The organism is Candidatus Pelagibacter sp. PS_11, from assembly GCF_059417975.1.
This window is the reverse complement of sequence record NZ_CM182075.1, coordinates 119,980-143,627: the sequence shown is the minus strand read 5'-3', so window position 1 is coordinate 143,627 and position 23,648 is coordinate 119,980. Positions and strand designations below refer to the sequence as shown.

19 protein-coding genes, 2 tRNA genes and 2 rRNA genes are annotated in these 23,648 nt (G+C 28.6%); 2 read left to right on the top strand and 21 right to left on the bottom strand.

Translation table 11 applies throughout. The features are described from left to right. Positions 1-9 precede the first annotated feature (9 nt). The 16 genes from AC5SLT_RS00730 to AC5SLT_RS00655 form a co-directional block, all read right to left on the bottom strand. Positions 10-1,218 carry an N-acetyl sugar amidotransferase gene (locus AC5SLT_RS00730; protein ID WP_494592038.1) on the bottom strand — a complete coding sequence of 403 codons (1,209 nt, stop codon included), beginning with the start codon at positions 1,216-1,218 and terminating at the stop codon, positions 10-12. Beyond that, positions 1,215-2,027, bottom strand: a complete 813-nt coding sequence (gene hisF, locus AC5SLT_RS00725; protein ID WP_494592036.1) for an imidazole glycerol phosphate synthase subunit HisF — start codon at positions 2,025-2,027, stop codon at positions 1,215-1,217. Before hisF ends, AC5SLT_RS00730 begins: the two co-directional genes overlap by 4 nt. A gap of 19 nt (positions 2,028-2,046) precedes the next feature. Beyond that, positions 2,047-2,655 (bottom strand): imidazole glycerol phosphate synthase subunit HisH, encoded by a 609-nt coding sequence (hisH, locus tag AC5SLT_RS00720; protein ID WP_494592035.1) that lies wholly within the window; start codon positions 2,653-2,655, stop codon positions 2,047-2,049. Positions 2,656-2,664: 9 nt separating this feature from the next. After that, a complete protein-coding gene (locus tag AC5SLT_RS00715) occupies positions 2,665-3,897 on the bottom strand; it encodes a capsular polysaccharide export protein, LipB/KpsS family (protein WP_494592033.1) in 1,233 nt (410 codons plus the stop codon). A 336-nt stretch (positions 3,898-4,233) separates the two neighbouring features. Next, positions 4,234-5,046, bottom strand: coding sequence for a hypothetical protein (locus AC5SLT_RS00710; RefSeq protein WP_494592031.1), 813 nt, complete (start codon positions 5,044-5,046; stop codon positions 4,234-4,236). Further along, positions 5,004-5,318, bottom strand: coding sequence for a hypothetical protein (locus AC5SLT_RS00705; protein WP_494592030.1), 315 nt, complete (start codon positions 5,316-5,318; stop codon positions 5,004-5,006). The genes AC5SLT_RS00710 and AC5SLT_RS00705 overlap by 43 nt, the downstream gene beginning before the upstream one ends. Before the next feature lie 93 nt (positions 5,319-5,411). Further along, positions 5,412-6,209, bottom strand: coding sequence for a class I SAM-dependent methyltransferase (locus AC5SLT_RS00700; RefSeq protein WP_494592028.1), 798 nt, complete (start codon positions 6,207-6,209; stop codon positions 5,412-5,414). A gap of 5 nt (positions 6,210-6,214) precedes the next feature. Further along, positions 6,215-7,339 carry an N-acetyl sugar amidotransferase gene (locus AC5SLT_RS00695; protein WP_494592026.1) on the bottom strand — a complete coding sequence of 375 codons (1,125 nt, stop codon included), beginning with the start codon at positions 7,337-7,339 and terminating at the stop codon, positions 6,215-6,217. Then, positions 7,323-9,164 (bottom strand): asparagine synthase (glutamine-hydrolyzing), encoded by a 1,842-nt coding sequence (gene asnB / locus AC5SLT_RS00690; RefSeq protein WP_494592025.1) that lies wholly within the window; start codon positions 9,162-9,164, stop codon positions 7,323-7,325. The genes AC5SLT_RS00695 and asnB overlap by 17 nt, the downstream gene beginning before the upstream one ends. Further along, positions 9,164-10,147, bottom strand: coding sequence for an N-acetylneuraminate synthase family protein (locus tag AC5SLT_RS00685; protein WP_494592023.1), 984 nt, complete (start codon positions 10,145-10,147; stop codon positions 9,164-9,166). Before AC5SLT_RS00685 ends, asnB begins: the two co-directional genes overlap by 1 nt. Beyond that, the gene (locus tag AC5SLT_RS00680) at positions 10,137-11,150 is read right to left on the bottom strand and encodes an NAD-dependent epimerase/dehydratase family protein (protein WP_494592021.1); all 1,014 of its coding nucleotides are present in this window, start codon (positions 11,148-11,150) and stop codon (positions 10,137-10,139) included. The genes AC5SLT_RS00685 and AC5SLT_RS00680 overlap by 11 nt, the downstream gene beginning before the upstream one ends. Then, on the bottom strand, positions 11,140-12,255 hold the full coding sequence (locus AC5SLT_RS00675; RefSeq protein ID WP_494592019.1) for a DegT/DnrJ/EryC1/StrS family aminotransferase: 1,116 nt from the start codon (positions 12,253-12,255) through the stop codon (positions 11,140-11,142). Before AC5SLT_RS00675 ends, AC5SLT_RS00680 begins: the two co-directional genes overlap by 11 nt. Next, positions 12,252-13,235 carry a Gfo/Idh/MocA family protein gene (locus tag AC5SLT_RS00670; protein ID WP_494592017.1) on the bottom strand — a complete coding sequence of 328 codons (984 nt, stop codon included), beginning with the start codon at positions 13,233-13,235 and terminating at the stop codon, positions 12,252-12,254. Before AC5SLT_RS00670 ends, AC5SLT_RS00675 begins: the two co-directional genes overlap by 4 nt. Before the next feature lie 4 nt (positions 13,236-13,239). Then, positions 13,240-13,398, bottom strand: coding sequence for a hypothetical protein (locus AC5SLT_RS00665; protein WP_494592015.1), 159 nt, complete (start codon positions 13,396-13,398; stop codon positions 13,240-13,242). 5 nt (positions 13,399-13,403) lie between these two features. Then, a complete protein-coding gene (locus AC5SLT_RS00660) occupies positions 13,404-13,856 on the bottom strand; it encodes a cytidylyltransferase domain-containing protein (protein WP_494592014.1) in 453 nt (150 codons plus the stop codon). Further along, on the bottom strand, positions 13,856-15,151 hold the full coding sequence (locus tag AC5SLT_RS00655) for a nucleotide sugar dehydrogenase (RefSeq protein ID WP_494592012.1): 1,296 nt from the start codon (positions 15,149-15,151) through the stop codon (positions 13,856-13,858). Before AC5SLT_RS00655 ends, AC5SLT_RS00660 begins: the two co-directional genes overlap by 1 nt. A 165-nt stretch (positions 15,152-15,316) precedes the next feature. On the opposite strand from AC5SLT_RS00655, the gene AC5SLT_RS00650 reads away from it, so the two are divergent. Further along, complete coding sequence (locus AC5SLT_RS00650; protein ID WP_494592010.1) at positions 15,317-16,177, top strand: class I SAM-dependent methyltransferase; 861 nt, start codon at positions 15,317-15,319, stop codon at positions 16,175-16,177. Between the two features lie 126 nt (positions 16,178-16,303). On the opposite strand, the gene AC5SLT_RS00645 is transcribed toward AC5SLT_RS00650, so the two are convergent. The 5 genes from AC5SLT_RS00645 to AC5SLT_RS00625 all read right to left on the bottom strand — a co-directional run bounded on the left by AC5SLT_RS00645 (position 16,304) and on the right by AC5SLT_RS00625 (position 22,018). Beyond that, a complete protein-coding gene (locus tag AC5SLT_RS00645) occupies positions 16,304-17,299 on the bottom strand; it encodes a glycosyltransferase family 15 protein (protein ID WP_494592008.1) in 996 nt (331 codons plus the stop codon). 81 nt (positions 17,300-17,380) lie between these two features. Further along, a 23S ribosomal RNA gene (locus AC5SLT_RS00640) occupies positions 17,381-20,134 on the bottom strand. Between the two features lie 149 nt (positions 20,135-20,283). Further along, positions 20,284-20,359 (bottom strand) — tRNA-Ala (locus tag AC5SLT_RS00635). A 9-nt stretch (positions 20,360-20,368) separates the two neighbouring features. Then, a tRNA-Ile gene (locus AC5SLT_RS00630) sits at positions 20,369-20,445 on the bottom strand. A gap of 98 nt (positions 20,446-20,543) precedes the next feature. After that, positions 20,544-22,018, bottom strand: a 16S ribosomal RNA gene (locus tag AC5SLT_RS00625). Together the 16S and 23S rRNA genes with 2 tRNA genes alongside form the textbook arrangement of a ribosomal RNA operon. A gap of 330 nt (positions 22,019-22,348) precedes the next feature. Between AC5SLT_RS00625 and AC5SLT_RS00620 the strand changes: the two genes are divergently transcribed. Continuing rightward, positions 22,349-23,647 carry a M23 family metallopeptidase gene (locus AC5SLT_RS00620; protein ID WP_494592006.1) on the top strand — a complete coding sequence of 433 codons (1,299 nt, stop codon included), beginning with the start codon at positions 22,349-22,351 and terminating at the stop codon, positions 23,645-23,647. The last annotated feature ends 1 nt before the right edge of the window (position 23,648 follow it).

Genomic DNA, 23,648 nt, shown 5'->3' with positions numbered 1-23,648 from the left:
TAATTGAATTTATATTTTTCTATTATTTAATTTTTTTTTCTTTTCATTAAATTCATCTATCTCTTTTTTATCTAAGTAGACATATCCATAAGCCGACTCTCCACCCCAAATATTATCTTTGTACCATTGCTTGTTCTTAATTGACCAAACTCTTGGATCTCTAAATTTGTCTGCTTTTTTCCAAAAAGAATTTTCACTCATTCCTACATAATCTAACCAATGTGCCAAATCCTTAGATACAATATGATCATGTTTTTTTACAAGTTCTATCCCTTTTTCTCTTTTTATATGTTTATTTCTCACGTCTTTAGATGCATGATCTGTACATCTTCCATATCCAAACTTAATAAATTTCAATAAATCTGATGCACCATTTGAATATCTATTGTCTAAATTAGAAAAATCTCTGTAAGTTCTTTCAAATGGTTGTTCAGATGATTTCCAATTATATTCTTTTTTCATTAGTTCTGCATTATATCTACCATCCCATTTGAAAAAATTTCCTATATAGATGCCCCTGACTCCAACAGATAAAATTTCCTCATCACTTGGGTATTTTGCCCATATAAAATCTTTTTCACTAAGTTTATTTTCTTTATCATTAATAAAATCATACCATTCATAACCCCTTAATGAATTTTCATGTCTACTTCTATTGCTAAATTCCACAACATCTTCTGGTCCATAAATTCCTGCTATATCCCACTCTGTTTCTCCCCAAATTATTAAAGGAATTTTAAATCTTACTGCCATGATAATTGGTGCAGTAACTATTCCACAATGATCATGCCAATTCATATCTCCAATTTTATTAAATGCTAAACGATTTACCTTTTTTAAAACTTCAACGCTTGGGCTCCACATAATATGATCTATATCAAAATTATTTTTTAATTTATTTCTGTTATATTCACCTTCTGGCAACCAATTATTTCCATCATAAGTTACTAATAATGGTTTTAAATTGTATTTTTTACAAATTATATGAGTTTGATAATAACTATCTTTTCCTCCACTTACTGGGATAATGCAATCATAATAATTATCACTTTTATTGATATTTAAAAGTTCTTGAAATATTTGTTCTCTTTTATTCCAAAACGCATCGTCACATTCAAGAAAAGCTTTATGTGATCTACATCCTGAACATATTCCATCATCATGAATGCTTAATAAAACACTAATACTTGGGTACAAACATTCTTTACAATAATTCATTTTAAAATATTTAATATGTCTGGTTTTCTAACATTTAATTTGTTCTCGTAAAGATATTTTTTTACATTGTAAACACTAAGATCTGTGTGATGAAAAAAGTTTGCTGCTGCTACTGCATCAACAGTTGTATGAGACAGAACATCTAAAAAGTCTTCATTTTTACCAGCACCACCACAGGCAATAATAGGAATTTTGCAATTCTTTGAAACATAATTTAGTAATCCCATATCATAACCAGTTTTACTCCCATCCTTATCAATTGAATTAATTAATACTTCTCCTGCACCTTTATCCTGAATAATTTTAAGCCACTCATTCAAGCTGTAATTGACTTTCTTTTTTCCAAATTTATGAAAAATTTCATGTTTGCCATTTATCATTTTGACATCGATTGAAATTACGATGCTCTGGGACCCAAACTCTTTAGCAATCTGATTAATAAAATCAGGATTTTCCAATGGAGCAGTATTTATACATATCTTATCCGCTCCATATTTAAATCTTTTTTCAACATCAAAAAGATTGCAAATTTTTCCACCAACTGTAATCGGCATAAAAGTTAGCTTTGAGACTTCATTAATTATACTTAAAAAATCATTATAATTTTGATAACCATGATCCTCTCTATGAACATCATAATTTTCATCTCGACTAATATCTAGATATATCAGTTCGTCAGAGCACCATTGACTTAATCGCTTTACAGCTTTAATTGGGTGTCCTATGTAATTGTGAAATTCAAAATTTTTACTTTGGACCAGAAAACCATTTTTTAATAGTAAAATCGGTATTAATCTTTTTTTTATCATTATTCAAACATCTATTTTCTTATTTATAAAAATTCAAAAAATTTTTTAAAAGTAATTGACCAGCTTTTTGACTTTTTTCAGGGTGAAATTGAACACCAACAATATTATCTTTTTGAATAATTGAGCAAATATCTTCCTTATAGTTTGTGGTGGAAATTATATTTTCTTTGTTATCAGGAATAAAATGATAACTATTTAAAAAATAAAAATCAAGATCAGGGTCAAAATTATTTAGTAGATTTGACTCATTTTTGATATTAATGCTATTCCATCCAATATGAGGAAGCTTTTCATTTTGAATTTTTTTTACAACTCCTGGTATCCAATTTAATCCTCTACTTTCTTCAAATTCAAATCCAAAAGACGATAAAATTTGCATACCTACACAAATACCTAAGAAAGGTTTTTTTTTTTTAATTATCTCAATTTCTAATTCATCTAAATTAACTGCTTTTTTTAATTTTTTCATAGCAGCAGCATAAGATCCTACACCTGGTAAAATTATGTGTGATGAGCTCTTTATGTGTTTAGTTTCATTTGTAATTTTACATTCGTAACCCAAAAAATTTATTATATTATAAACAGAAGCTATATTACCAGAACCATAATCTAATATACAAACTTTCATATTCAATTTTTAAATTACCCTTTTAACAAGTGAAAAAAAATAACTCTTATCAAGATTCTTCGATAAGTAAGTTTTAAAAAAGTTAAAATTATTGTTACTTTTATTACGTAAATCAAAAGTGAAATTAAATATTTTTTTAGCTAAATTATCTTTTTTATAATTTTTAAATCTTATGAAGCGCTTTATATGCATTCCATTTTCATAAAAAAATAAAATTTTTTTTGCCAAATTTATTGCCTTAGTTGATGGGTTTTTAATAGTGTGCAGATTACTTAAAACTTTAAAATATTCACTCTTGTTAAGATAACATTTAAATCCTAATGATTTATGAAAGTATCTGGGAACTCCTGCAAGAATAACTGGCTTTCCTTCACATAAAAATTCTAAAGCAATAGTTCCTCTTGAAGAGACTACAAAATCGCATATTTTTTTTAATTTTTCTACTGGGACATTTCTGGGACAAAAAAAAATATTCTTTTTTTTATATTTTTTAAAAAGACTATATAAATGGTTTCTTTCAATATCCAAATTTGATGATGGGTGTGGTCTAAAAATCCAAATATTATTATCATCATTTTTATACACATAATCAAGGGTCTCCTTGAACTGATCGTAATAATCTTGAAAGCAATAGGTAATACCTAACAAATGAGTGACATCTGACAACCTGTGTGAGGCATAAAGTAAGATTTTTTCATATTTATTTTTTTTTAGTTTATCTATTTTTTCTAAAAATTTATCTCCATTACCTTGATTTGCTCTTCCAAAAGAATCTCTAGTATAAAAATTAGATGTTTTAAGTTTTTTTCTATTATAAAAAAATTCATTAATCTTTTTTTTATTAATTTTAAGATTATTAAATCTTTTTAAAATTATTTTATCTTGTAAACTATTATGTCCAATTAATTTTGTTCTACGATTAAATTCAACAATTTCAATGTAACTTTCTTTTACTGGACTATTCCACGTAAAATTTCTTATGTTCTTTTTATAAGTTGAAATTCTTGTCGCTAAACCACTGTCATATGCATAATGCTCTGTACCAGTAATAATTATTTTTACGTTATATTTTTTTAAAAATTCATTTATTTTTATTGTTTTATAAATTGCTGAAATTAATTTTTTTATAAAAAAAAAATCAATTTTAGGGTTAAGGTAATTATTATTTGGTCTCAAATAAGTATCATAAATTAAGTCACCAATTAGTATTTTATTTACTCTAAAAGAATTTATAAACCACATGAATCCTTTTTTTTTAAATTGATTAAACAAACAAGAAAAATGCCAAAACACTTAGTTAATGTGTATGGATTAAACAAAATTTTATATAAACTTATGTCAACAAAATATCTAAACCCAAGGCTATTATAAATTTTAGTAATTCTATTGTCTTTATATGTATTTAGCACATATATTTTTTTTTTATATTTATTATTAACTGCTGCAACAAAATATGAATTAGTGTAAGCCGCATCCAATCTGCCTCTATCAACAAATAAGATGCTTTCTTTAGTATTATAATCTGCAATCAGATTGTTTTTTGATAGTTTTTTTTTTTCATAATTCGTTATAATTTCTTTAAATGGAAATTACATCAAAACCAGAAGTATACTTTATGTTTTGAGCATTTTCTAATTCTTTATTTTTATCAAATTTATACTCAAAAACTTTTTTGTTTTTTTTTGTATTAAAACAAACTACAGAAAAACCACTAGAGCCATAAACTCCATCGACAGTAGTAATAATTCTATTCTTATCAAGTATTTCTATTCCCCTACACCAAGATGGAATTCTATTCAAATTTTTTTTGTTAATCACAAAATATTCTACAGCATGTGAATTTTCAAAATTTTTGTATAGAAATTTATTTTTTATTATTTTTTCCTGTTTTGTAATTTTTTTATCATTATTAACAATTAAAATTTTTCCATCTACTGATGTAAAATAAATTTTATCAAATTTTTTCTTTCCATCATGTATTAGGGATGTACTCATATGACCTATTGTGATTAATTTAATTTTATTTTTTTGAGTATCCAATTTTAATACAGCTCCTAAATTTCTTGATGTTAAAAATACATGCTTTCCATTAACTCTTATATGGTTAAAGTGAAAATTTCCAGTAGGTCCTCTACGTTGTTTTGTTTCAAATCTCCAATCTGTTTTTAACAAAGATCTATCATTTTTTACTACTGATAAATCATCTTTAATTGTAAAGGAACTTTCTAGATTACCTTTTAAATCAGTTATAACTAATGTGTCTTTAAATGATAAAGTTGTATAAATTTTTTTATTTTGAAAAGCCAAACCATGTATATCAGCTGTTAATTTATTAGAAAGTATTTCTTTTAATTGAAAATTTTTTTTTTTATCACGTGTATCCCATTCCAACTTCCTGCAAAGATATATTTATTACTTTGTGCTAATCCTGAAAAACCAAACCTGGGTTGTCTTTTAAAGTCTTTTGAATTTGAGATTTTAAGATCACCTTTAATTATATTTTTATAAATTTTAAAATCTTCAAAGTTTCTTGGAAAAATATAAGAAAAAATTTTTTTTGTATTGTTATAAATATATAGCAGTGCTGGTCTTTTTGGGTCTTTGCTTAATACGTGATTTAAATACCCATGATCAAAACTACACAAGATTTTTTTATTAATCATTAAGGATGATTGTTTAACTGAAAATATCTAAAAATACAAAATTTATTTTATTTCTATTACTTAATAGTTATATCAAAATATTTAAATTCAAATTTACAAATTTTTAAAAAAACCATAAATTGTATATTTACCTGAAGGTTCTTGTATTTGATCAATCTTTAAAACCTTAAAATTATTTTTTTTAAGTAGATTGGAAAAAGATTTTTTGGAAAAAACATGCAAATGTTCAATCATTAATTCCTCTCTATTCTTACTTATGTTCGCGGCAATTTGGTCTGGAACCTCGATATAAAAAATTCCTCCAGGTTTCAAAAGTTTTTTAATTTTTTTTACAAAATAATCAGGTGAATGAATATGTTCCAATACTTTATTTAGACTTACAAAATCATATTTGCCAATAATTTTTTTTGAAAAACTTTTCAAATCAGTATTGTAAATATTAGTTTTTAGAATTTTTTTACAATGATGAAATAAATTTAGATCTGGCTCAATTCCAGTAACATTGTAACCTCTTTTTTTTAGTTCATATAAAAAAACACCTAATCCAGTTCCAATATCAAAAATTTGATGATTCTTATGTAAGTATGATAGGCATCTTTTTACTCTATTTTTGTTGTCTGATTTTTTTGAAGGTAGTGAAATAATTTTATTAAAAATATTTAAAACTTTTTCTAAATTTCCATACGCTTTTTGTGAATAACTTTCATTGTACAAATTTTTTAAATCAAAATCAAAATAGGCAAACATATGGTTGCAATTTTTGCAAATTTTGAACGATCTTTTATATTCTTTAATTCCAAAATTATTTTCTCCTTTTGGTTTTTTTTTATATAAAAAAATATCTGAAGTTTTTTTATTTTTACAACATTTTAAATAAGCTTGGGCTTTCATTTAAATCAATTCCATAAATAATTTTTTACTATGAAATTTTTAATATACCAATTATCTTCTTTACTTTTTTTCCAGATTGATTTGTTTCTAAATTTTTTGATAATTTTATCAAATTGTTTGACTGATATATTTATAAATTTACAAAACTTTTTGATATCTGATGTTGGCCTAATAGTCTTATTAAGTTTTATGATTTTGAGTGCTTTAGATCTGTTTAACCTTCTATTTCTTATTTCAATTGAAAGGTTATCAAATAATCTTGTAAATCCAAATTTATACCATTTTAAATAATGATGAATTGATATAAAATCATCATCTAGATCAGCAAAATTATATAAACCTGTTTTAGCTTTTTTACCTTCTTTGAAACCTGCTTTTTTTACTTCTTGATATACTTTTTTAGGATCCCACTTAATAAAATCCCCCAAAAAAATAGACATAACTTTATTTTTTTTTTTAGGTGTAAAATAAAATCCATTTAAGTCTTTTTCTGAAATTAATTTATCTTTCCAAAAACTTAATTTTGTATTTTTTGTAATATTATGTTGCATAAAATATTCATAGTCAGGATTTTTTTTTATTTCTGAAATATTTTTGTATCCATATTCTGCAGAAGGATTTTCACCCCAAATAACTAAAGGAATATTAAAAGTATTTGCAACTTTATAAGTAATATTAAAAATTGATAAGTGCATCGGTATACCTATTGAACCAAAATTCTTTAAAGCTTTAAGCATCATAGCTTTCTCAATTTTTGGATTAATTGTATAATCAATATGATCTACCCCCAATTTAATCAAATTTTTCAAATTTTTTTCACCAAGCTGATTCCTACCTGAGGGCTTCCAGGTTACTGCGAGTGGTTTGAGTCCAAGTCTTAATGCGGTTAATACCTGCCAAAAACTATCTTTTCCCCCTGAAACTGGAATTACACAATCATAATTACTTTTTGATCTTTTTTTAATTTTTTTTGATAAATTCTTTAAAAACCTAAATCTGATTTTCCAATTTATTTTTTCTTTTTTGAGTGAGCAGATACTACAAATACCATTTTTTAAAATAGTTAAATTAGGCCTAGTATTAGGTAAAACACATTTTTTACACCATTTTATATTATAAGTTTTTTTCATTAAAGTTTTCTATAAATAGCATGGTTGAAATTACAGAAAATATAAATTTACTTTCTGAATTTAAATATTTTTTTTTATTTAAAAGTTTTTTAAATTTAAAAAAATCTACAAATTCATATACTTCAGATTTTTTATTTAGAATATAATTATTTAAATTTTTATCAGTGAAATCAAAAATGGATTGAATTGAAGCATTAAAGCCCTTTTTTTTTGAATCAAACATTACTTTTTTATCAACATATTCTTTGCATGACTCTCTTAATAAATTTTTTGTTAAACCGCTACCCATTAGATATTTAGTTGGTATTGTCGACACAAATTCAACAAGATCTTTATCTAGAAAAGGACATCTATTTTCAATTGAATTATACATGTGATTTAAATCATCTTGATCCGTTAAGACGGGAATAGTTTCATAAAAGCATTCATTGAGCATTCTATTTCTTAATACATCTTTTGTAAAATATTTTTCTTCAAAATTTGAAACTATTTTAGTCTTAGAAAAATCATTTATATCTAAATTTGTTTCAAATATATGTTTACGAAAATTTTTGTTTTGTAAAATAAATTTTTCATTATTTAAATATGGATTTCTAATATTTTTCTTATAATTTTTTTTCCAATAAAGATAATTTTTATTAAAAAATTTTTCTTTTTTAATCACATTTAAATAAAATAATGTATGATCGTAATAACCAGTAAAAATTTCATCAGCACCAATTCCTGACAAATTAACCTTAATATTGGTATTGCTGATTTTTTTTGTCAATAATGATGATAAAAAAGATGAAATTGTTAAGACAGGTTTAAAATGATATTTTGATAATTTTTTAAGTTTTGCAAAATTTAATTTAGATTTTCCATTTAATTTTAATTTAATGTTTTTATTATTTAAAAATTTTTTTGTTAAATTGATATTTTCAATTTCATCATATCTTGCATCATTATCAATTATTGAAAATGATTTAAAATCTTTGTTAAATTTTTTTCTTGCTATTCCAAGTATCGTAGAAGAGTCTATTCCACCACTCAACATTATTGAAAGAGGAACATCTGATATAAGCGTTCTTTGAACGCTTTTTTCAACTAAATATTTTACATTGTTTAATATATCTTCATAACTAATCTTGTAATTTGGACTATATGAAACTTTCCAATATTTTTCTGATGTGAGTTTTCCTTTAAATAATACTAAACACTCTGAAGGTTTAACTTGTTTTACATCTTCAATAAATGTCTCATCATCTTTATATAAAGATTTATAACCTTTGAAGATAAAATTATTTATTTTACTTTTATTAAATTCTAATTGTTTTTTATATAAAATTTTTAATGTTCTCAATTCAGATGCAAAATAAAACTCATCATTTTTCATTATATAATAAAATGGCTTTTCTCCAAACCTGTCTCTACTTAGATATAATTTTTTTAGTTTATCGTCCCATATTGCTATTGACCACATACCAACAAATTTATTAAATGAATCAGTTTTCCATTTAGAAAAAGCCTTAATAACTACTTCTGTATCTGACTCTGTCTTAAATTTATAACCAAGAGAGATTAATTGAGCCTTAATTTCTCTAAAGTTATAAATTTCACCATTAAATATTAAAGTAAAATTTTGAAACTTAAATGGCTGGTTTGACCTTGTTTTTAAGTCGATAATACTTAATCTGCTATGAAAAAAATATAATTTTTTATTATTGAATTGAAGATTTAAACTACTTTGATTATCAGGTCCTCTGTTTGACATACTCAGAAGAGTCTTGTTGATTAATTCTCTACTAATTAGATCTTTAGACAAACAGCCAGCAATTCCGCACATTAATATTTTACGATTTGATCAACTTCAAAATTTTTTTTTGATCTTTTGTTAATTATTTTATCTATATCAATAATTTTATTATATTTACTGCTTCTTAAAAAATTTAAATTTTTTTCAGAAATTTTCTCTTTTTTAGATATTTTTTTTGATGCAAATGGTTTTCTTCTAACTGCATTAATAATTTTTTTTTCTCCTTTTTGTAAATGTTTAACTTGACTTCCTAATATATTTTCTATTTTTCTTATTTGATAAACTAATGTTTTCAGTTCTTCGAAATCAGCAGATAATTGATGATCTCTAAAATTTGAAAATCTTTTATCTAAAGTGATATGTTTTTCTATAACTCTTGCCCCTAAGCTTACTGCACATAAACATGCTTCAACACCTATAGTATGATCAGAATATCCAAATTGAACTTTATGGTTATCTTTTATGTTTTTGATAGATAACATATTTACATCTTTTTCATCAGTTGGATAGCATGCAACGCAATGCAAAACAGCTATATTTGATTTTCTAATCTTTAATAAATCTTTTATTAGTTTATTTGTTTCTTTTGAGTTAAGAAAACCAGTTGAAATAATCATTGGTTTTTTTGTTTCGATAATCTTTTTATGTAATAAAAAAAAATTATTATCTGATGAGGCAACCTTTATAGCATCAGAATTATGAATCAAAAATTCAGCACTTTCTAAATCAAGTGGGGTAGAAATAAATAAAAGTTTTTTTCTATTTGCATAAATTTTTAGTTTTTTAAATTGATCAAAAGTTAATTCAAATTTTTTAAATTTTTTAAAATTTTTTTTATCTAATTTTGAAATAAATTTTTCTGTCTTAAATGTTTGAAATTTTACAGCATCCACACCAGCTTTTGCAGCCATATTTATTAATTTTAATGCATTCCTGAAACTTCCTTCATGGTTGTTACCTATTTCACCAATAATCAAAATTTTTTTTTTTGTATCAAAATTTTTAATTTTCATAAGTCTTTTGTTTTTCCCAAAAATTTTTATACCATTCTATATATTTCGTGTAACCCTCTTCAATTTTATATGCAGGGTTAAATTTGAGTAAATCTCTAGATTTTACATTTAATAAGGTGCCTCTTTTTGGCATTAACTTATCTCTAGCTATATAATTAATTTTAATAGAAGGAAAATTTTGAATCAATATTTCTGCAAGATCACTGATTTTTCTTGCATTTCCATATGTTATATTGAATATTTGATTAAGAGCATTTTTATTCACACAACAAAGACTTATTCCCTCAATTAAATCATTTATGTATGTAAAGTCTAATTTTTCTTCTCCATCACCACTTATGTTTATATCTAAATTTTGTATTGCATTTTCAATAAAAATTTGACCAACTCTTCTACTTACACATCTCTCACCGTATAAAGCTGATGGTCGAATAATAGTATATGGTAAATCAAAAACTTGATTGAATGATTTTATCATTAATTCTCCTGCTAATTTTAAATTGCCATAAATTCCTAATGGTTCACAAATTGAATCCTCATCCACATGGTCTAATTTAAAATTACCATAAACCATGCTTGAAGAAAGATAGATTACATGTGCATTAATATTTTTTGCATTATCCAAAGTGGTCTCCAAAGTTCTTAAACTATTATCAAAAGTGGTATGTGGTTCTTTATTTGATTTTGCTGCATGTGATACAGCTGCTAAATGGATTACTATATCAGGTTTTATCTTATCAAAAATTTTTGACATTTGATGATGCTCTCTAGAGTCCCCTATAATTAATTCAATTCCGTTTTGATTTAATAAATCAATTCTATTATTAAGAATTTTTACGTACAACTTTTTATTTACAATATCCTTATCAGTAAAAGACAAAAGATTATTTACACTTAAGCTATCAACTACAGTCACATTATGACCATCATTTTTTAACTTAATTGCTAGATTGTGACCAATAAAGCCACATCCACCAACAAGTAAGATTTTTTTAACTTTCATTAAACATCTGTTTAATTGAGTAGCAAATAAAATCAATTTCCTTATTTTTTAATTTTGGGTAAACGGGTAAAGATATTATTTGTTTAGAAAATAAATTTGACGATTTAAAATTTTTATCTAATAAATTATATTTTTTTTTATAATATGACATTTGATTAATCGGTTTTAGATATTGGATACTAAAACCTATGCTCAAACTCTTAAACTTTTCGATTAGTTTCTTTCTTTCCTTTAATAATATTTGAAAGACATAAAATGAATGAGATGGATTAAATTTTATAAAATCTACTTGTTTTATTTGCTTTAAATTTTCTGAGTATCTTTTGGCAATTTCTCTTCGTCTTTTCAAATTTTTATTATAATTTTTAACCTGATTTAAACCTAAAGCAGCTTGGAAATCTGTTAATCTATAGTTCAATCCTAAACTCTTTACATCATAATCACCTGGTATTTTTCTATTTTTAATATCCTTATCTATTCCAAAGGCTTTCAATTGTTTTAATTGTTTATAAATTTTTTTATTATTAGTTGTTATTGCTCCACCTTCACCAGTAGTAATTTGCTTTGTTGGGTAAAAAGAAAAATTACCTGTAATACCAAAATTTCCAACGTGAATTTTTTTAAAGGTTGAACCTAAACCGTGTGCACAGTCTTCTATCAAAGTAATTTTTTTTTCTTTACAAAATTTTACTATATCTCTTAAATCACACGGTAAACCAGCCATATGAACAATTATTATTCCCTTTGTTCTAGTAGATATATTTTTTTTAATGTTAATGAGATCTAAATTACCCGTTCTATAATCTATATCAGCAATAACCGCTTTTGCACCTGTATGTTCTACTGCATGAGCTGTAGCCACATGTGTCATTGAAGGGACTATAACCTCATCTCCTTTTTTAAATCCAGCAACAATACAAGATAAATGAAGTCCTGCAGTACAACTAGATACTGTTACACAATATTTTGAGCCAGTTAATTTGCAAAATTCCTTTTCAAATTCGTCTGTAAACTTTCCATGAGTTAACCAACCACTTTTGAGTACATTATTTACACTTCTTAAGTCGCTTGAATAAATTTCTTTTTTTGAGTAATCAACTTTCATAAATACCTTATTTTAACCTCTTTCCTAGACTTAAGAGATTTATCTGCATAAAAACAAATCGACATTAAATCAAATTGTTCTTTTAATGTTAAAATAGGTTTTATACTAGTATCTTTAATTTGATCAATAAAATTTTGAATAAGTTTTTTTCTGTTAAATTTATCAGGATAATTACCCTTTAAATTTTTTTTATTCTTTTTACTATCAATAATAAAACTATGACTTAAATTATGGATGATAGTTTTATTTTTTTCAAAGATTTTTAGTTCATGGAAATGTTCGTAATTTCCAGCTAAGTTTGATGTTATCTTTAACAAGACATTCCCTGGAAATTTAAACAGATTGATTACAAAGCTATTTTCTTTAAATTTTGTTTTATTCGTTGCAATACTATTTCCATAAGAGATTACCGAAATTGGCTTTTTTTTCAAAATCCATGTTGATAGATCAATGAGATGAATTCCAGCACCTAAAGTAGCTGAATAATTTTTAATATTTGCTCGCCACCCTAAAAGCTTTTCTTTTCTGCCCCATATATAATCAGCCTCCAAATAATAAATATTTTTTGGTTTAACAATTTTTTTTATATTTTTAAATAAGTCATTAACTCTTAAAACTAAATTTGATAAAAATTTAATTTGTCTATTTTTTTTTAACAATTTATAAATGTCTATCAATTCTTTTAAATTTAAACAGAATGGTTTTTCTACTATTATGTGTTTATTGTGTTTAATGCACTTGACTATCTGCCTATAATGATAGTTATCATAACTTGCAATTGAGACCAATTTAATACTTTTATCTTTAAAAATTTCATTTTCATTATCAGTAATTTTTAATTTAGTGAACTTTTTCTTTAAATATAGAGCTCTCTTTTTATCCTTTTCACAAATAATTCGTACTTTCACAGATCTGTACCCGTTCATAGCCTCTAAATGCTTTAAACCAATACCAGAACCTATAATTGCTGCATTAAACATCTTTTTATAAATACTTTCTTATTTTTTTTAAGTCAACTTTTCTATCAACTGTAAGATCTATACTATATTTTTTTTTATTTAAATTAATTAAATTTTTAATTTTAAATTTTTTTGGATTATTGTAAAAAAATTTTGTTACGTGTTCTTTTTCATAAATAGACATGTTTTTTAAGTTTGCTTGAATAATATTTCTTTTAATAATCTCAAAAGACATCCCTTTTGAAAATGTTCTTGGGAAAACATTTGTAATAACATCATAATTTTTATAATTTTTTTTTTGTGAATAGTAATTAACTGATCCATTATTTCTGTGTCAATTAATGGGCTATCTGCTGATACTCTTATAAAAAATTTTTTTTTAAATTTTAACGATGTCATATATAATCTTTCAGCTACATTATTTAGATCTCCTCTAAAAAATTTAATTTTTTTTGTCTTTAAAAAATTAACTAATTTATCGTCACTTTTATCAATAGATGTAGAAACAACTATATCATTTTTAAATTTTGATTTTTTTAGCCTGTTTAATACATGAATTATTATAGGTTTATTTTTAAGTTTGAATAAAACTTTATTTGGAAACCTTTGCGAGCTAGTTCTTGCTTGAACAATTATTAACACTAACCTCTCACTATTTTTTTATTCAAGCTATACCTGCCTCTACAATCGATAATAAAATTAGAATTATTTTTTATCAAATCATAATCAAATTGATCGTGATCTGTTGCTAGAATTACAATATCATTTTTCTTTAAAGATCCTGGGCTTAATTTAATTGAAGTTTTCCTTATATTTTTTGAAAATTTACATGATGATATAAACGGGTCTGAATAACTAACAAAATTAAATTTCTTGCTAATTAAATAATCAACCAATCTTTTTGGAGCTGACGCTCTGATGTCATCTAGATTTTTTTTATAAGCAATTCCTAAAATCAGTATTTTAATATTTGATTTATTTTTTTTTATTTTTTTAGTATGTGAAACAATTTTATTATAAATAAATTTTGTAACATCTGAATTTATTTTTGCAGATAACTTAATAAATTCAGGATTAAAACCTTTTTCGACAGATTTCCAATACAAATATTGTGGATCTATTGGAATGCAGTGGCCACCAACTCCTGGTCCTGGATCAAATCTAGAAAATCCGTAGGGTTTAGTACTTGAAAGGGACAAAATTTCAAAAATATCTAAATTAAATCTATCTGCTATAAATTTCATCTCGTTAATAAAACCAATATTTACCGATCTATAAATGTTTTCTAAAAGTTTTGAGAACTCTGCGTCCTCTAAAGATTTCGCTTTAATTACATTTTCAAATAAATTGTTGTAAAATTTTTCACATAAATTTAAACATTTACTACTATATCCACTCACAACTTTTGGGATTTTGTCAATTTTGTTATCGTTATATCCTGGATTAATTCTTTCAGAGGAAAATCCAATAAAAAAATCTTTTCCGATCAAAAATTTAGATTTAAGTTTTTCATATAATTCTTCTCTTGTTGTTCCTGGATAAGAAGTGGACTCTAAAATTAACAACTGACCTTTTCTTAATTGAGGTTTTAGTAACTTTATAGCATTAACAATATGAGATAAATCAGGCTTATTATTTTTTAAAGGTGTCGGCAAACAAATTATCAAAATATCACATTCTGATATGTTCGAAAATCTTTTAAAAAATTTCGTTTTTTTTGAAAACACATTTAAGGAGGTGGATGGAATGTTGGTAAAATACGATTTTCTTTTATCTAACATTTTAAATCTATAGCTATCTCTCTCGTAACCAAAGACTCTAAAATTTTTTTTTGCCGCAAGTATTGCTAAAGGCAATCCAACATACCCCATTCCAATAACTCCAACAGCAATTTTTTTTGATTTTAATCTTGATGTAAAATTATCGTAGAAATTCATAAATATGGTTTGTTTTTATATTAAATGAATATTTTTGATAGTATTATAAAAATTATTTTCATGCTAACTTTTTAAAATCATAATACTTAAAACTTCTACTATTATTGAAAAAATAAATAATATCTGATAGGTAAAATTACCATTAAATATAATTTTGATATAAATATGATAATAAATTTTATAAAAGTTAAATTTTATCTAAAAAATTTAACAAAAAACCCTTTAAAAATATTTTTAATATTTAATTTAAGAATTTTATTAGAAAAAATGAAAGATATTTTTAATACCCAGGTCAAATTTGAGGATTTAAGTTATAAATATCAAAACAAGGTTTTTTCTGAAAGTATAAAAAAAATAAACGAATTTAATAAGACATTCACAAAACAAAAAAAAATTAAAATAATGTCGAGCAATAATTTGGGTGATTTAAGATCTAGATATATAAATCTTGAAGATTACAAGCATTTTGAAAATTTATTTCAAAAAAATGGTAGTGATAAAAAAATAAACCACCTTTGTGCTCTTTATTATGAAATTTGTTTACAATATAATATTCATAATCTTTTAGAAATAGGGCTTGGAACAAATAATATCAGGATAAGGTCAAATATGGGATTAAATGGAAAACCTGGTGCATCACTAAAAGCTTTTGATCAATATCTAAAACATTCCAAAATATTTGGAGCGGACATAGATAAAGAAATTTTATTTCAGACTAAAAAAATAAAAACGTTTTATGTTGATCAATTAGACATTTTATCAATAATAAATTTAAAAGAAAAAATTCCAAAATTAGACTTAATAATAGATGATGGATTACATCAGCCAGATGCAAATCTAAATGTAATTTTGGAATTACTAGATCATCTAAATGAAAATGGCATCATGGTAATTGAAGACATAGAAGGTACAGATAATTTCAAAAATATATTTGAAATTATAAAAAATCAAATTAATATTTCTGAAAAATTTGAAGCAGAAATTATTTATGGTCATGGTTTGACTTTAGTAATAAAAAAAATTTAATAAGTAACTTGCTCGTTGGCTTAATTTACTATTTGATAATGTGAAACTTTTGTTAAAACTAAAGAATCTTAAAAATAAAAACTATCTGTTGTCACAATTAGTATTTAAAATGATAAATTTAGACCTTTAATAAGTTTTATTTTTTTTTAATAAGTTAATATTATAGAATAATCTCATAAGTCTTTTATATAATAGAAAATTTATATTACTAACCAGCCTAGGAAGAGAAAAACCGAAAACACCTTTATGTTCAGTATGTAAAATTTTTTTACTTTTTATATGTGAAGACTTATAAATTTTCTCAGATAAATTTAAATTAGCTATTGGATCTTTGTGATATAAATATAAATATAAATTTATCAAATCATAATCAGCCCACCTATACTTATAAACTCCCCCATATGCATTAACTGCATTTATAAATTTACTAAATTGTTTTGATTTAAAATACTTCATATTATAAAGGTCAAAGTTCCCCATACTGTATGGCAAGTTAAATAACTTTTTTTCATCTCCAGAATTCAATGCTAATCTCAATTCATAGTTAGCAACATTAATTTTATTTTTTTTTATAAATTTTTTTAAGAAAAAAAATAGTTTTTCTCTTGTTAGATGAATTTTACTGTTTTGTGTCTTATCCAATCTTGCGGTTGCCATAGGATATTTTTTTAACTTATTAAAGAAATCAAAAGGAATTTTTTTTCTAAACCACGAATCATCATCAATTCTTAGCAAATAGTCATATTTTTTTAATCCTAGACCTAAACATCCAGTTTTTCCAAATGATGCAATGTTTGAAGTAAAATTACACATATGAAGATAACCTAGTCTCTGTGGGTTAAAACTTTGGTAGGCAAAGTTATTATAGAATCTATAATAAAATAATTCTTTTTTTTTTATGTGGCTGGGTATTGCTGGATAAATAGTTTCAAAATAAATATTTTTATACTTTTTTTTAAAGTATAATTTTTGTGATTCATTAAAAACATTACCAAACGTGTGAACAAATATTGGATAATTATATTTTTTATTCCAATTTTTGTAAAATAATCTTAGAGTTTTTTTAAATAATAAAGGTCGTCCGACAAGAATGATAATTGCCGCTTTTAATTTTATCTTCATTAATTATTCATTGAAAATGAATTTATTTTAAAAAACTACCTAAATACCAATTTTTTATATCTAAAAATTTTTTTCAGTGCATAAATCAAGCCAATTGAGCTATTAGTACTGGTCAGCTACACGCATTACTGCGCTTCCACATCCAGCCTATCAACGTGGTGGTCTACCACGGCTCTATAGGAAGAACTAGTTTTGAGGTGAGTTTCCCGCTTAGATGCTTTCAGCAGTTATCTCTTCCATACTTAGCTACCCTGCACTGCGGCTGGCGCCACAACAGGTCCACCAGTGGTATGTTCAACCCGGTCCTCTCGTACTAGGGTCAACTCCTCTCAATTCTTCTACACGCATAGCAGATAGGGACCGAACTGTCTCACGACGTTCTGAACCCAGCTCACGTACCACTTTAATTGGCGAACAGCCAAACCCTTGGGACCTGCTCCAGCCCCAGGATGTGATGAGCCGACATCGAGGTGCCAAACACTGCCGTCGATATGAGCTCTTGGGCAGTATCAGCCTGTTATCCCCGGCGTACCTTTTATCCGTTGAGCGATGCCCCTTCCACTCAGAAGCACCGGATCACTATGACCGACTTTCGTCTCTGCTCGACTTGTCAGTCTCACAGTCAGGCAGGCTTATGCCATTGCACTCTACGAACGATTTCTGACCGTTCTGAGCCTACCTTCGCACGCCTCCGTTACTATTTGGGAGGCGACCGCCCCAGTCAAACTACCCACCATACAATGTCTCGCTGCCGGATGACGGCTAGCGGTTAGATGTCAAGAAAAACAAAAGAGGTATTTCACTGGTGACTCCACAAAAGCTGACGCCTTTGCTTCAAAGTCTCCCTCCTATGCTAAATATGTTTTTCCTAACACCAATGTAAAGTTGCAGTAAAGGTGCACGGGGTCTTTCCGTCTAACTACGCGAACTCCGCATCTTCACGGAGAATTCAATTTCACTGAGTTGATGTTGGAGACAGCGGAGAAATCGTTACGCCATTCATGCAGGTCGGAACTTACCCGACAAGGAATTTCGCTACCTTAGGACCGTTATAGTTACGGCCGCCGTTTACTGGGGCTTCAGAAGTTAGCTTGCACCAACCGCATTAACCTTCCAGCACCGGGCAGGCGTCAGACCCTATACATCCACTTACGTGTTAGCAGAGCCCTGTGTTTTTGATAAACAGTCGCTTCTCCCTGGCTTGTGCCACCCTTCTATAGTTGCCTACAAAAGGGTCTTCCTTATCCCGAAGTTACGGAAGCATTTTGCCGAGTTCCTTCAACATCATTCTCTCAAGCGCCTAAATATACTCTATTAATCTACCTGTGTCGGTTTCGGGTACGGTCTTCATGATGGAGCTATTTCTTGGGACCTCTTCGCAGCAAGTTCAATCCATTAAGAACTCACAACTTACGAAATCCGTCACTACCATCAGGTCAAGGAATATTAACCTTGTTTCCATCGACTACGGCTTTCGCCCTCGCCTTAGGTGCCGACTAACTCTACGCGGATTAACCTTGCATAGAAACCCTTAGATTTTCGGCGACGAAGTTTTTCACTTCGTTTATCGTTACTTATGTCAGCATTCGCACTTCTGATACCTCCAGGATCCCTCACGGGTATCCCTTCGCAGGCTTACAGAACGTTCCGCTACCCCTTACAAAGTTCGAAAACTTTGCAAAGCCACAGATTCGGTACATGATTTTAGCCCCGTTACATCTTCGGCGCAGAAACTCTATTAGACCGGTGAGCTGTTACGCTATCTTTAAAGGATGGCTGCTTCTAAGCCAACCTCCCGGCTGTTAAGGAATTTCCACATCCTTTCACACTTAATCATGATTTTGGGACCTTATCTGGTGGTCTGGGCTCTTTCCCTCTCGACCATGGACCTTAGCACCCACAGTCTGTCTGCCGAAGAACAATGTCTAGCATTCGGAGTTTTATTAGGTTTGGTAAGAATCTCTTCCCCCTAGCCCATTTAGTGCTCTACCTCTAAACATCTATTTATTCGACGCACTACCTAAATAGTTTTCGCGGAAAACCAGCTATCTACGAATTTGGTTGGCCTTTCACCCCTTACCACAAGTCATCCAAAGACTTTTCAACGTCAACTGGTTCGGTCCTCCGGTTGGTGTTACCCAACTTTCAACCTGCTCATGGTAAGCTCATTCGTTTTCGGGTCTAATTCATTAAACTAATCGCCCTATTAAGACTTGCTTTCGCTGCGCCTACACCTAGATGGCTTAAGCTTGCTTAATAAATTAAGTCACTGACCCATTATACAAAAGGTACGCCCTCACCCTAAAAAGGGCTCGGACTGATTGTAGGCATGCAGTTTCAGGTTCTATTTCACTCCCCTAATAGGGGTTCTTTTCACCTTTCCCTCACGGTACTAGTTCACTATCGGTCACTGAAGAGTATTTAGGCTTAGAGGGTGGTCCCCCTATATTCGAGCAGGATTTCTCGTGTCCCGCTTTACTCAAGAATTTTGTTAAACATTACTCATACGGGACTATCACCCTCTATGGTTAGCATTTCCAAACTATTCAAATTTTTCTAACAAAACTACTGGCCTACTCCGCGTTCGCTCGCCACTACTAACGGAATCTCAATTGATTTCTTTTCCTCTGGTTACTTAGATGTTTCAGTTCTCCAGGTTGTCTCTTTAAACCTATGTATTCAGTTTAAAGTACCACATAAAGTGGTGGGTTTCCCCATTCGGAAATTTTCGGATCAAAGCTTACATACAGCTCCCCGAAACTTATCGCAGTATATCACGTCCTTCATCGGCTTTCAGTGCCAAGGCATCCACTACACGCCCTTAAACGCTTGATTTATGCACAGAAAAAAATTCTTTTAACAGAAAATTTATCTATGTTGTGATCAAATTTTTATTTTGAACATTAAATAATAACTTTTAATGTTCGGATATAGATATTGATATAAATTATTTTTATTTACAGTTTTAATAACTAAATGTTTCCTGGTGGAGGATAGCGGGATCGAACCGCTGACCTCCTGAATGCAAATCAGGCGCTCTCCCAGCTGAGCTAATCCCCCAGTTAAGTATGGTGGGCCGAGAAAGACTCGAACTTTCGACCCCACCCTTATCAAGGGTGTGCTCTAACCAACTGAGCTACCGGCCCTACAAGAAGGAAACATTACTTTAAGAAGAGAAATGAGGACGGTCAACATTACCGATGTATATTATTTAGAGTGAAATTTTACTTTCACTCATCCTTAGAAAGGAGGTAATCCAGCCGCAGGTTCCCCTACGGCTACCTTGTTACGACTTCACCCCAGTCGCTGACTATACCGTGGTCAAGGGTTTAAAACCTTGCCTTAAGGTAGAACCAACTCCCATGGTGTGACGGGCGGTGTGTACAAGACCCGGGAACGCATTCACCGTGGCACGCTGATCCACGATTACTAGTAATTCCAGCTTCATGCACTCGAGTTGCAGAGTGCAATCCGAACTGAGGCATCTTTTCGGGATTTGCTTAACGTTGCCGTTTTGCTTCCTGTTGTAGATGCCATTGTAGCACGTGTGTAGCCCAACACGTAAGGGCCATGAGGACTTGACGTCATCCCCACCTTCCTCCAGCTTATCACTGGCAGTTCTTTCAGAGTGCCCAACTTAATGATGGCAACTAAAAGTGAGGGTTGCGCTCGTTGCGGGACTTAACCCAACATCTCACGACACGAGCTGACGACAGCCATGCAGCACCTGTGTTTCGTCCGGCCGAACCGAAAACTCTAATCTCTTAGAGTCGCGACGAACATGTCAAGTGTTGGTAAGGTTCTGCGCGTATCTTCGAATTAAACCACATGCTCCACTACTTGTGCGGGTCCCCGTCAATTCATTTGAGTTTTAACCTTGCGGTCGTACTCCCCAGGCGGTGTGTTTATCGGTTTCCCTGCGACACTGAAAATAAATTTCCAACGTCTAACACACATCGTTTACGGCATGGACTACGAGGGTATCTAATCCTCTTCGCTACCCATGCTTTCGTTCCTCAGTGTCAGTAATGATCCAGAAAGCTGCCTTCGCAATTGGTATTCTTTCTAATATCTACGAATTTCACCTCTACACTAGAAATTCTGCTTTCCTCTATCATACTCTAGCTGAAAAGTTTTGATGGCAGTTCCAGAGTTAAGCTCTGGGATTTCACCACCAACTTTTTCAACCACCTACGAACTCTTTAAGCCCAGTAATTCCGAACTACGCTAGGTCCCTTCGTATTACCGCGGCTGCTGGCACGAAGTTAGCCGGACCTTCTTATTCGGGTACAGTCATTTTCTTCCCCGACGAAAGAGCTTTACAACCCAAAGGCCTTCTTCACTCACGCGGCATCGCTGCATCAGAGTTTCCTCCATTGTGCAAGATTCCCCACTGCTGCCTCCCGTAGGAGTTTGGGCCGTGTCTCAGTCCCAATGTGGCTGATCATCCTCTCAAATCAGCTATTGATCATAGTCTTGGTAGGCCATTACCCTACCAACAAACTAATCAAGTGCGGGCTCATCCAATGGTGCATAAAGCTTTCTCCGTAAAGACTTATCCGGTATTAGCACAAGTTTCCTCGTGTTATTCCAGGCCAAAGGGTAGATACCCACATGTTACTCACCCGTCTGCCACTAAGTATTGCTACTTCGTTCGACTTGCATGTGTTAGGCGTGCCGCCAGCGTACGTTCTGAGCCATGATCAAACTCTCAAGTTAAAAAACGGCGCACACTAGCTTCATATATAAATTGTAAGAATACAATCCATACGATTTTGAAGTGTGTACGACAAATTTTGGTAACCTTAACCGTCCACACTTCTCTTCTTAAATTTTTACTTTTTAAATAGCTAATTGGGTTTAAAACGCCCAATAATCCTCACTAATTTATTGAGTAAACAATAATTTTACTGAGAAAGTGTGCTGCTTATAAGCTAAAATAAAAGTAAATCAAGCATTTAGCATTTAAATAAATGCTCAAATATATCAATAAATACTAGGTTTTTTTTGATTTTTAGTCATTACTAAATTAATAATTCAAAGTTCAAGATGATATTTAGTTCAAATAAAATAATAAAAATAATAAAAAAAAACATTGAAATTACTTTTCTTTTCTTACTATTGTTAATTACGATTTTAAGCACCAGTATCTATAACGAAAAAAAAATATTAATAAATGAAAATTACAAAAATTTAATAAATAATATTTATTTCCAAAAAAGTATTAATCAAATTTTTGACAATCTAGTTCCAAGATATAAAAATATTGAACATAAAATTTCTAGTGGTGAAACCTTTGATAAAATTTTAAATAATTATTCAATACCAAATGAAGAAATTAATCAGATCAAAAAAAAATTAAATTCGGATTATAATATAAATAATCTTCAGCCAAATCTTGAAATAAAAATTACTATTGACCAATCAAATAATAAAAAAATTACTTCTTTTTTATTTCCAGTTTCTAGAACAGAAAAAATTCAATTAACAAGAAATCTAGATAATAACCTTTTTGAAAAAAAAATAATTATTACAAATTTAAATAAAAAAATTATTTTTAAAGAAGGAAAAATTACACAAAGTTTATATAAAACAGCTATTGATTTGAAAATTCAGCCAAATGTGATTATTGAGTTCGCAAGAATTTATGGATTCCAAGTTGATTTTCAAAGAGATATTAGAAAAAATGATAATTTTCAAATCATGTATGAAGTGTTTGAAGATGATAATGGTAAAATATTTGAGACAAGTAATATAATTTTTGCAGATCTAAAACTAAGTGGAAAAAATAATGCATTATATTATTTTGAAAAAAAAGGAAGTGAAGGACACTATGATGAAAATGGTAAGAGTGTTGAAAAAGCATTGATGAAAACTCCTATTAATGGTGCAAGACTTTCTTCTGCATTTGGAATGAGAAAACATCCTATAGATGGTTTTAATAAAATGCATAGAGGAACTGACTTTGCAGCCCCAATGGGCACTCCTATCATGGCATCTGGAAGTGGACTGATAACTAGAGCAAGATGGTGTGGTGGTGGTGGAAATTGTATTAAAATAAAACATAATTCAACTTATGAAACTATTTATGCTCATATGAAAAATTTTGCTAGAGGAATAAAAGAGGGAGTAAGAGTAAAACAGGGTCAGATAATTGGTTATGTCGGGTCGACTGGAAAATCTACAGGTCCACATCTACATTATGAAGTAGTTGTAAATGGAAAAAAAGTTAACTCTCAAAAATTAAAGTTGCCTTCTGGTAAAACTCTTAAAGGAAAAGAAAGAGAAATATTTGAGGTAGAAAAAATTAAATTAGATGTTTTAAAATCAGAATTAATTATTGGATAAA

Bases quoted from the DNA above. Each gene is read 5' to 3' on its own strand.
- AC5SLT_RS00730 (WP_494592038.1), bottom strand. From the start codon at position 1,218: ATGAATTATTGTAAAGAATGTTTGTACCCAAGTATTAGTGTTTTATTA.
- hisF (WP_494592036.1), bottom strand. From the start codon at position 2,027: ATGATAAAAAAAAGATTAATACCGATTTTACTATTAAAAAATGGTTTT.
- hisH (WP_494592035.1), bottom strand. From the start codon at position 2,655: ATGAAAGTTTGTATATTAGATTATGGTTCTGGTAATATAGCTTCTGTT.
- AC5SLT_RS00715 (WP_494592033.1), bottom strand. From the start codon at position 3,897: ATGTGGTTTATAAATTCTTTTAGAGTAAATAAAATACTAATTGGTGAC.
- AC5SLT_RS00705 (WP_494592030.1), bottom strand. From the start codon at position 5,318: ATGATTAATAAAAAAATCTTGTGTAGTTTTGATCATGGGTATTTAAAT.
- AC5SLT_RS00700 (WP_494592028.1), bottom strand. From the start codon at position 6,209: ATGAAAGCCCAAGCTTATTTAAAATGTTGTAAAAATAAAAAAACTTCA.
- AC5SLT_RS00695 (WP_494592026.1), bottom strand. From the start codon at position 7,339: ATGAAAAAAACTTATAATATAAAATGGTGTAAAAAATGTGTTTTACCT.
- asnB (WP_494592025.1), bottom strand. From the start codon at position 9,164: ATGTGCGGAATTGCTGGCTGTTTGTCTAAAGATCTAATTAGTAGAGAA.
- AC5SLT_RS00685 (WP_494592023.1), bottom strand. From the start codon at position 10,147: ATGAAAATTAAAAATTTTGATACAAAAAAAAAAATTTTGATTATTGGT.
- AC5SLT_RS00680 (WP_494592021.1), bottom strand. From the start codon at position 11,150: ATGAAAGTTAAAAAAATCTTACTTGTTGGTGGATGTGGCTTTATTGGT.
- AC5SLT_RS00675 (WP_494592019.1), bottom strand. From the start codon at position 12,255: ATGAAAGTTGATTACTCAAAAAAAGAAATTTATTCAAGCGACTTAAGA.
- AC5SLT_RS00670 (WP_494592017.1), bottom strand. From the start codon at position 13,235: ATGTTTAATGCAGCAATTATAGGTTCTGGTATTGGTTTAAAGCATTTA.
- AC5SLT_RS00665 (WP_494592015.1), bottom strand. From the start codon at position 13,398: ATGTCTATTTATGAAAAAGAACACGTAACAAAATTTTTTTACAATAAT.
- AC5SLT_RS00655 (WP_494592012.1), bottom strand. From the start codon at position 15,151: ATGAATTTCTACGATAATTTTACATCAAGATTAAAATCAAAAAAAATT.
- AC5SLT_RS00650 (WP_494592010.1), top strand. From the start codon at position 15,317: ATGATAATAAATTTTATAAAAGTTAAATTTTATCTAAAAAATTTAACA.
- AC5SLT_RS00645 (WP_494592008.1), bottom strand. From the start codon at position 17,299: ATGAAGATAAAATTAAAAGCGGCAATTATCATTCTTGTCGGACGACCT.
- AC5SLT_RS00620 (WP_494592006.1), top strand. From the start codon at position 22,349: ATGATATTTAGTTCAAATAAAATAATAAAAATAATAAAAAAAAACATT.